The sequence below is a fragment of the Planococcus sp. TJ-201 genome (genome assembly GCF_058268495.1).
The window spans coordinates 106,115-115,794 of record NZ_JBZDOG010000008.1; the positions used below are offsets into that span (position 1 = coordinate 106,115).

Genomic DNA, 9,680 nt, shown 5'->3' on the forward strand with positions numbered 1-9,680 from the left:
AGAATCAATTCTTCTTTCTGAGAACTACTAGTTTTTTGTTTTCAATTTCCATGGAATGAGTGACCATTGCTTGTATATTAACTTCAGTTGAATGAGTGGAAAATATAATAATTGAATTTGTTTTCTTTAAGTAATCAATAATAAATTTGAGTATGTTGGAAAGAGAGATACTATCGAAATTAACGAAAGGTTCATCAATTAAGATTAATTCTGGATGATTCATAAAACCAATAATAAAAGCCACTTTTTGCTTGGTACCTAAAGATAAATTTTTAATTAAATCATCGTTAAATTCTTCCAACCTCAATAAGAAAATTAGCTCATGAATTAATTTTGTATTATCAAATTTAGTCATTGAGTCAACTAGTTCTATCATTTCAGAGACTGTAAGGTAATCATATAAAAATGGGTGATTTGGAATGATTGAGGTTTTTTTCATATAATTCAATAAGTCCTTTTCATAATCAGTTCCGTTAATAATAAGATCACCACTAAATTCTGAAATACCTCCTAATATATTTAAGAGGGTTGTTTTTCCAATCCCGTTCTTTCCTTTCAACGAAATGATAGACTTACTTGGAATTTCCATTGAAATATCTTCAAATATGGCTTTATCACTATAATATTTATGAAGGTTTTTTATTTCTAACATCATATACATTCCTTCCTAAATAAAATGTACTGCATTTTATAGCACAATAAGTTAGTACAAAAATGGTGTAGGGAATAAAAATTATATACATGTTTATATTTTGTAGCGTGTATATAATAACCAGAGGGAAGGCATATAGCACTGGAATTCCAAAAATTAAAGTATCTTCGAATGTTTTTGTCGTTAAAACAGATGCTTCAATTTGAATAATTTGTTCAATGGAATACTTGTCAGTATTAAAGGTTCTAAGAATTAGTATTTTTGTTAAAGCTACACAAACTATCAAATTACAAAATATTCCTAAAAAAGGGTTAAAGGGTTGATAAAAAATTAGAAAAACCACTTGAGGAAGAATTAGAAAAAAAGCTATTTTTCTTAAAGTCAAAAAAAATATTTCTTTAGAGAAGTTTTTTTTGTAATTATATTTCTTTTGTAAATAGAAATTTGTATAGATACTTTGCTTCGGCATAAAATCAGTAAATAACACAAAGGTATAAGATAACAAAATGATCGAAGGTGTATAACAGAAAATCAGTACTGTTGAAATATTGATTGCGCTCTCGTAATTAGAAATTAAAGGATGAATAGCAATTAAAACTAAACTTAAACTGACGCTGATAGTTTTTAAAATAAAAATCTTATTATTAATAGAAAATGCTCTCAAAGCTAACCTGCTATATATGCTATATTTTTTTGCCTTTGAGGGTGTTATAAACTCCCTATTATCAGCCGCTACCAATATATCTTTAATATAATTGTTAGAGTTGATGTGAAAATTTAACTTAACAATTGAAAATCCCACAAATATCATTAATAATGTTGCACATATATAGGCTTCAGTACTTTGTAGCATCGTTCGATCGATGGTAAAGACATTATCTACTAGGGTTGATGTATCAAAAGAATTATAATTGTAAAGGTTAATTAACAAAGCTAAAGTAATAAATACAAAAAGAAAGAAGGGCATCAAATAGGATATTAATTTTCTTCCACTTGAATATATTATCTTTAGATGAACTAGCCCCAGACACATTACAAAATTAAGAATGCAAAATAAAAGACCTGTTATTAAAATGTTGAAACTGTAAGAAAGTAATATTGCCAAGAAAATAACTGTAATAAGAAAAGGTATAACATTAAATAAAAAAATAGATTTAAAAATTTCAAAACTTATTTTAATTACAACAGCCTTTTTTAAATCATAATTTGTTTGTTGAACGATAAATATTAATTCTTTTTTCAATATTTCAATCTTATCAGTTTTAAATTTCAAAAAAATTAACACAACAGAAAGTACTAAGTTTATTACACCAATCAGATATATACTTAATGCAGTTCCATATAACATAGAAAATGAAAAAAATAATAAAAAATTAAAGTTTATGATAAATATAGTTGAAAACTTATGTAATATTAATATTGTACTTACTATTCTTTGTTTATCGTCATGTATAAAAAAATCGAGAAAATTTTTAAATGATAATTCAATTTTTTCTCTCATCATTCTTTTGTTTGATAGTTTAATATATTTATAATAATTTTTCATTTTCACTTAGAACTACCCTCGCTTTTTTCCATTCATAAAAAATCTAGATATGTATTCAAGGTGCAGTTTCAAAAGATGTGCACCTTGAATACTTACTCTAAAGCTGAATAGCGGCCTGTCTTGAAGTTTTAGCAGCAGCTTGAATAGCGATTCTATACGTCATAATTGCAACTCCTGCAGCCATTCCAATCCCTGTAAGAGCCAAAAGTAAACTTAATGACGCTGCAATATCCATGTAACGAAGTACCAGTGCAGCTGCTCCAGAACTTAATCCAGTTAAGGACATTATTTGATTAAAGATGTTCACGCTTTCACCCCCCTACCTTTTAATGTATACAGTTACATATCCGATTTTACTGCACTTTAAAAATGTATTTTCAACAAATCAAAATGAAGTCATTAATAAAGTTGGAAAAATAGTTATGTTCTGTATCAGGTTGATAGTAGCATATTTATTTTATGACTAGTTTTTATTATCATTTTCTCTATTGACTTAGTTATGATTATTAATATCATCCTAGTTAAAAATCATTAAATTTTTCATAATTAAAAGCTAATTCTTTAAAATAGTAACTATTTTTATTTCTTATTGAATTATCAATTAGTATTGATTAGTTTGTAATTGCGCTCAATTCTTATCTTGTAATCCTTTATTTTTCAAATTTTGCAAAGAATAATAAAATTAGTAGGACGAACCAAGACATAGGTTCGTCCTACTAATTTTAAATAGATAAGGCGAAGTTCGAATAGCTCTAGTAATTTTCAATCCGAAGTAACCGAGTACTTTCTTCATGCCTCTATTTAATTAATTTTGAGTATGTGAGTTACCAATGAGATTGTTTAGAAGAAAGTAGAATTGGTCAGGAATAGTTAATTTTATATCTTAAGCAATGAAAGTTAGAGGTGAAAAACTTCATCGTATTTGATGTTAGAGTGTAAGGCAAATTTACGTCTTGATCTAAAAAAAATCGAAACTTGTATTATTGAAAAAGAAACTATTAACATAATTACAGATTTTACAGAACTGAATTAGCTATTGTCGACCAAGCCAAGGGTTAAGATTAAGTGACATACATCCTGATCACAGGAGCATTTTATACTAGAGAAGAGTTGTATGTATTACTTGTTGAACCATTAGGATGCTAAACGGCAGATTGAGATGTGCCGAAACCACATAACAGACTGGGAAGGCACCCATCAGTTCGTGAGCAGTCATTTCCTGAATTAGAGACAGTTAAAAAATTATGCAACGAAAATTTACGGCAACTCGAAAGTTGTTCCCACATTTCGCCGATTTGGAAACTAGATCAGCCAAAATGCTAATCTGCGTGCATAAGTTACTGCAATAAATCTCTCTAGAACTTAATATAATTTTTTCAGAAATTTTCAACTATTAACATATTGGAGTCTTATACTACATCATTCACAAATGTTTCTTGGAAACTGTTTCTGGTGAATATTGGGTAGAGTTTGTCTGTAGAGAAAGTAGAAGAAAAGCGATGTTTTTGCATCTTGATAAGCGAAATTTCTTGTTACTTACTCTTATTTCTAAAGGGACAATATAGAGCTTTGATTACTTAATCGAATGTCATATCCTGTAATATATTATTATCTTTATCAAAGCAAAAAAGTTCTAGCAGCTGATACCATTTTGGGGATGTATGCTTTTTCATTTTCCTGTCCCTTGATAGAAGTTAGTAATTTTATTCTCACAAAAGAAATCGGAATGAATTTTATTATGATAATGCGAGAAAAATTAAGTGATTGAAAGATTTCCTAGCTTCAATCATTTATGCTATGAATAAAAGTTTGAAAAATCTTTGTATATATAACTCAACTTTCGCAGAATGAAATTAGCAAATAAGCCTTGATGTAACTGGGCAGACCGCCAATACGAAGCTGTAGTTGACTTTCAATTATTTTTTTCATTTTCGTCTGGGACTTTTTTAAGACATCTTCAAAAAGCTCGATCAACTGCTGCAGGGCAACCGCCCAACCGAGTTCATTCATTTCATCACATAATTCATAAAAAAGACCACCGAGCTTCCAATTGTCAAGGAACCTAATAAATAACAGAAACGCTTTACTGCCGCAACAAGTAGATTGAGTTCTATCGGTGCGAAAGTTGAATACGTAAGAAATAGATTCAACTTTATAAATCAGGCCCTCAGGTTTTCTAAAATTATTAGGCGATTTTCGGATTTGAAATTACACGGAAAGAATTTTTTAAAACCAATTTAATTATATACTTGCAAATATTAACAATGTCTAGTTATACTGTTTTAAAATACTAAATAGATAATTAGGAGGGGGTCTAATGGCAGGAAAAATTGGAAGTAGAATTAGATACAATAGGAAAAAACAAGGTTTTACACAACAAAAATTAGCTGAAGGCATTATTTCTGTTTCTTATTTGAGTAAAATAGAGAGTGGAAAAGTAGAAGTTTCCCATGAGATATTATCCTTATTGCTTGATAAACTAAAAGCTGAAGTTCATGTTAATAGCAGACATGATATAGGTTCACTTTGCGAAAATTGGTTTAAAAACATATTAGAAGGAAATGTAGTCGAATCTAAAAAAATATATAACGAAAGCATACTTTCGAACCTTGATACAATCAGTCAAACTGAATTATTTGATTTAGTCGAAATTTTTAAAATCCATTATTATTTAATAATAGGCAACATGTCAGATGCTCGTATTCAATGGGAGTCTATGCTTAAGAAGATTCGAATAATTAAAGGCATTAAAAAGTACTACTGGTTAAAGTTTTCTGGAAATTATCATTATTCTTTTAATCACTTTAGTAAAGCAATGTCTTTTTACGATCAAGCTGAGTTGTGTATAAACAGTGATTTATACTTTTTTAAAGAAGAAGTCACTGATCTTTTTTATATGAAATCTAGCACAGCTAGCAAGTTAAACTACAATAGTTTGTGCATTGAGTATGCAAATAAAGCATTAAATTACTATCAAGGTGTGTATTCATTAGACAAATGCGCCCGCTGCCACATTCTCTTAGGAATATCATTTCGCAGAATGAATCTATTTGAGGATGCTAAAGAAAGTTACAAGACTGCACAAAGTATTTCTATTTCAATCAAGGATAATGAGTTGTTATCTACCTGTTACCAGAATTATGGTCATCTCCTTTCAGTACTCAATCGCTTTGAAGAAGCAAGGAAATATTTTGAAAATAGTTATTCTTTACGATTGGATCTAAACAAAGCAAGTTTAGAATATCCTGTTATTAGTTTGATAAAAGAGTACTATAAATGTGGAGAAATGGATGAGGCTCGACATTGGTTAAAAATTGGTAAGGATATTTGTGAAAATAACAAGGATACAGAGTATCTCTTTTCTTTTAAATTAGAGGTTTATTCCCAATTAATAAATGGATATCTAGAAAACTTCGAAAAAATTATTTTAAGAGAGGTATTACCTTACTTAAAAGATAGAGAACTTGAGATTGAACAATCAAAATACCTGAAAATTTTATCTGATTATTACTTTTATCTGAGGAAGTATAAATTGGCTGCCTCTACAGCTATGAAATCGATTGACTTACTACATAAAAACTATTAGAAATGAGGAGTTAGTTTTGCGTATTTTAAAAAAGGTATTTATTACAACTTTGTTAGGGATTATTTTAGTTACAGGTATATCTGGAACTTTGAACAATCAAAATTTATCTGGAGAGGAACAACCTCGACCTTGGTTTTATGAAGGGGATAATTTTTTCAAATAAACAAATTACAGATAGTGTTTTAAAATATTGAATTAGGTGCTACACTCCAGAGGCTAGAGTTAAAATTCTAGCCTCTGGAGTGTTTTTCTATGCTAGTAGAGCGAAGAATTCAAATTGAAACTGGTCAATCAGTATTTGGGTGCCCTGTTGAGCTTTCCAGCTGAAGAAAGACAACCTCAGGAATCACTCGTGCCATAAAATAGAAGCACTTCGGACATCTGAGAACTACTCATAAGCATTTCGTGCATGAAAATCTCCTCATCGATGAAAGTAAGCGTCCAATAGTTAGCACCTAGTTTCTTAGAAAAGAAAATGCCTTTCCGTTTTTTGTCGGAAAGGCATTTTTTAATCGTTTCTTCGAATATATCAGTCGTTCAATGATCAAGCACCTGTTTGTTCACCGTATGTTGCTTGACGACTTGTTTAATCGACTCATGACCCACTAAATACTCGCGAACAGCCAGTATCTTCTATTCAATCGCAAATTTTAGTGCAGTTCAAAGGAAGAGATGTCTTTTCAATCGCAAATAATAAGGGATTAGCTTTGGCGAAAGCGTAAATTGAATTGCTTCGGTATCTTTTAGATATGTAACACTTCCTATCCAATGCGTCATCAACCATCCTCCATCTTGACGGGGAATTTCTACTACTTTAGACATTAGCTCCTCTAGTATTTCTTTAAACTGTAACGAATTAGTCGCCTTTTCCGAATCAAGAAGAGAATAAAACTCACGGATGGGAAGTTCATGGGTTTTGTCCTCTTGATCCGTTTTATTTACCAAACCTGCCACTAGAAAAATAATCTTCTTTTCCATTTCAGTCAGCGGATTTTCTTGGTAGATTTCCATCATATATTTTTCTTTGTTATTAATCTCATACTCCAAATAAGAACCCCCTTCGTTTACTCTTCTTTTCCAACTATGTTTTCCCGAATTAAGACATCAATCGCGAATAACCTGCTGTAATTACATGATTTACCAACAAATACATCGCTCTACCTACACCCCCTTTATTTATCCATCATGCAGTTACTTATAACGCTCAAAAACAAGCCTTAAAGCCGATGTAAGCGACGCAGGTGTAATCCCCAGTAACTGCACCATTTCGTCGAAAGAGCTCTCCTGGACCTTATACAGATCATAAATATAAGCCATTCGAACCTCTTCCGTCTTAAACGGCTTTGGCAGCAATGCAGTTAAACCCGAATAGATATCTTTCATGTTATTCCGGACATAATCTGGCCCGTACTTTTTATCGGATGAGACGAAGTAATCGTGTTCACGAAACAGCGCTCGCTCCATCGCCTGCACGATCACCGAAACTTCCGCCGGATCCTCAAAAATCAACTGCCAAAAGACATTTTGCGATGTCACAAAATTCATTTCCACCCGATCACCTAAATCACGAAAATGTCTGCTTTGTATCCGTTCAATCTCCCGCATCCGGAAACCAACCATCGCAAAAAGAAAGTAAAGTTTCGCATTTAACGCCAAAGTCGAATGCTGCAGCACTTTCTTCTTCTCTTTCGCGAAATCTTCATAGAAAAGGGTCGCAGGCTCCTTCTCTACCACCAATACGTATTCAAATTTCGGCATAAAATCAACCGGTACTTTCCCGACCTTCCACAAATAATGAAAATACTGACGGATATGATACATTTTTCGCTTTATTGTACTTGCCTTTAACCCATTATTTTTTTCTTGATCCAAAAACGCCCGAACATCAGCGGGTTTGATTTCATACGGCTCCAGCTGCTTGTCATTCCGCAGATTAACAAAAAGAACAAAGGCCTTTAACAGTTTCAGTTCGGTCACCAGCGTAACAGGAGAGATACCTTCTTTTAATCGATACTCTTCATAGCCATACAGCATTTACATCCCCTGCCCTTCTCTAGATACAATTAGTTTAACAGGTCAAAGAAGATCTCCAAAAGAAATTCCTTAGACTAACTAAAATTGCATAACCAAAAAACATAGAGAGAAAAGAACACGTATACAGATATGTATTGGCAGACTGGACACTTATGACGAATTGAATTTTTTTCCAGTTACAGGCGGCTTTTCAGGAAACTTCGTCAGCAAAGCTAGTTGATTTTCAAGTTCCCATAAGGCACTTGCGTTTTCGCGTGAGCCATTCATTAAAGAGACCACATCGTAGTACAAAGCACGGTGCTGCTGGTTGTACTCCAGGGCGCACTGAAGAAGCACGGCGACAGAGGTCAATCCGGTCTGTGCGCTGCGCCCTTTTCCGATTCGCTTGATCAGCAGTTTCTTGGATTTCCGGATGACTTCGTTGAACGTGCTGCGGGACATGCCGATTGCTTCACACACAGCATTCTGCGTGGTCCAGATAATTGGCTGCACCGTACTGGCTTCTGATTGGATGTAGGCGAGCAAGTCCCCTTCCCACTCGTCATAGTGGCTGCGGACGCGATCTTTCCGTTCCTTCTTGAATTTGTACCAGCCTCCGATGTGATTCGTTACTGGTATTTCTTTTCCTGGAAGCCAAGCCTCTAGAAGTTCTCGGATATAGAGTTGGCTGGCGCCTTTGAAACGGCCCTTATAGGCGCTCTTCACAATTTTCTGGACCTCACTGTGGCGTACAGGCGTTTCCAGAGATGAATTGTATTCATCCAGCAGATCCATGGTCTCCCCTTTTCCTTTTCCAGCACTGTAACAAGCCAGGGCGAGCGTATACATCAAGTTGTCCCGTCCGATTTGTCCGTTGCTTCCTTTGACGTGATGGGTGGCCAATAATCCCCGGAACCACTCGGCGTGTGTCGGATCCCCTGCCTCCCCTTTCGACTCCACGACAAAGAGCCCTCGGTTCTGGTCATCGTCCTGCCGTTTGGACCAGGCAATCAGGTTGTGCATGGAGAAAACCATCTCCTCGGAGAACCAGCGGACATTCTGTTCGTTGGGCATGCGGAAAAAGCCAAAGTCATTGCACGAGAGATCTACTCCCTGCAACACCTTGGCCAAGCTGCGTCGGATGTTTTCGGAAATGCGTTTGGCCACCTTCAGTCCGCGGTAGTCGTTCTGGTTGCTGATGAACAGCGGCGTTTCCAATACAAAATAGACCTGGAAGCCTTTAGGCGTCTCCAGGACCAGTGTTGGGATACCGATGCTGTGATCAAGTGCAGCAGTCAGGATTTCCGTATACGGTTGTTTCTTCGAGTCGATGTCGACCACGAACGTATTGATTTGCTGCAGGTTCTTTTCGGTGTGTCCCTTGAGGTGCCGCTTTTCAATATCACTATACACTAAGTAGTTGTGTACATTGGGAGTCCAATGCGAAAGTTCAACAGAATCCTCCAAGAGTGTCTCTTTCGAGGTAATCACATACCCTCTCACACCTCCAGGTGTCGATAGATCTTCTTTGGATCGTGTTACAGAGATTGCACCTTTTTTATGTTTCTGCGTTTTCTTATGCTCATTAATGACTTGAGGAAGGGATGCTGAAGAATATCTTTGCTTATATATATGAATTCCTTCATGTAGAAGTAAATCGAAAATATTATGCATCTTTACCACAAAGCATTCCCCTTCCCCATTCACTATCAACTCTAATAAACTTCTCTATAGTTCATAAACTAAAGCAAGGAACCTGCTCTGTAAATAGCTTGAAATCAAGGTTTGAGTATATACAAAAGTGGATATTTCTACTTTTCCACTTTTGTTAGAATGAGGTTCATTCTCGCACAGGTAGATATTTCTACTTTTCTACTTTTGCT

The 9,680-nt window shown here is 34.2% G+C and carries 8 protein-coding genes and 1 pseudogene; 2 read left to right on the forward strand and 7 right to left on the reverse strand.

The features are described 5' to 3' along the window. Positions 1–4: 4 nt before the first annotated feature. The 4 genes and pseudogenes from AC4EG4_RS16960 to AC4EG4_RS16975 all read right to left on the reverse strand — a co-directional run. On the reverse strand, positions 5–655 hold the full coding sequence (locus AC4EG4_RS16960) for an ATP-binding cassette domain-containing protein (protein ID WP_490988492.1): 651 nt from the start codon (positions 653–655) through the stop codon (positions 5–7). Then, positions 627–2,204, reverse strand: coding sequence for a hypothetical protein (locus AC4EG4_RS16965; protein WP_490988493.1), 1,578 nt, complete (start codon positions 2,202–2,204; stop codon positions 627–629). The genes AC4EG4_RS16960 and AC4EG4_RS16965 overlap by 29 nt, the downstream gene beginning before the upstream one ends. A gap of 91 nt (positions 2,205–2,295) precedes the next feature. Further along, entirely contained in the window at positions 2,296–2,505 is a 210-nt protein-coding gene (locus AC4EG4_RS16970; protein ID WP_490988494.1) for a hypothetical protein, read from the reverse strand. A gap of 1,526 nt (positions 2,506–4,031) precedes the next feature. Further along, positions 4,032–4,253 (reverse strand): annotated as a pseudogene (locus AC4EG4_RS16975) (IS4 family transposase); the annotation flags it as partial. Between the two features lie 262 nt (positions 4,254–4,515). Here AC4EG4_RS16975 and AC4EG4_RS16980 point away from each other — a divergent pair. Both AC4EG4_RS16980 and AC4EG4_RS16985 read left to right on the forward strand, forming a co-directional pair. Beyond that, positions 4,516–5,784: a helix-turn-helix domain-containing protein gene (locus tag AC4EG4_RS16980; protein WP_490988495.1), complete on the forward strand. Its 1,269-nt coding sequence runs from the start codon at positions 4,516–4,518 to the stop codon at positions 5,782–5,784. A 16-nt stretch (positions 5,785–5,800) separates the two neighbouring features. Then, the gene (locus AC4EG4_RS16985) at positions 5,801–5,947 is read left to right on the forward strand and encodes a hypothetical protein (RefSeq protein ID WP_490988496.1); all 147 of its coding nucleotides are present in this window, start codon (positions 5,801–5,803) and stop codon (positions 5,945–5,947) included. 497 nt (positions 5,948–6,444) lie between these two features. Here the strand turns inward: AC4EG4_RS16985 and AC4EG4_RS16990 are convergent, their stop codons facing one another. The 3 genes from AC4EG4_RS16990 to AC4EG4_RS17000 form a co-directional block, all read right to left on the reverse strand. Next, a complete protein-coding gene (locus AC4EG4_RS16990; RefSeq protein WP_490988497.1) occupies positions 6,445–6,831 on the reverse strand; it encodes a replication initiation protein in 387 nt (128 codons plus the stop codon). Positions 6,832–6,975: 144 nt separating this feature from the next. Further along, positions 6,976–7,818, reverse strand: coding sequence for a site-specific integrase (locus tag AC4EG4_RS16995; RefSeq protein ID WP_490988498.1), 843 nt, complete (start codon positions 7,816–7,818; stop codon positions 6,976–6,978). Between the two features lie 150 nt (positions 7,819–7,968). Next, positions 7,969–9,471, reverse strand: coding sequence for a primase C-terminal domain-containing protein (locus tag AC4EG4_RS17000; protein ID WP_490988501.1), 1,503 nt, complete (start codon positions 9,469–9,471; stop codon positions 7,969–7,971). Positions 9,472–9,680: the final 209 nt, after the last annotated feature.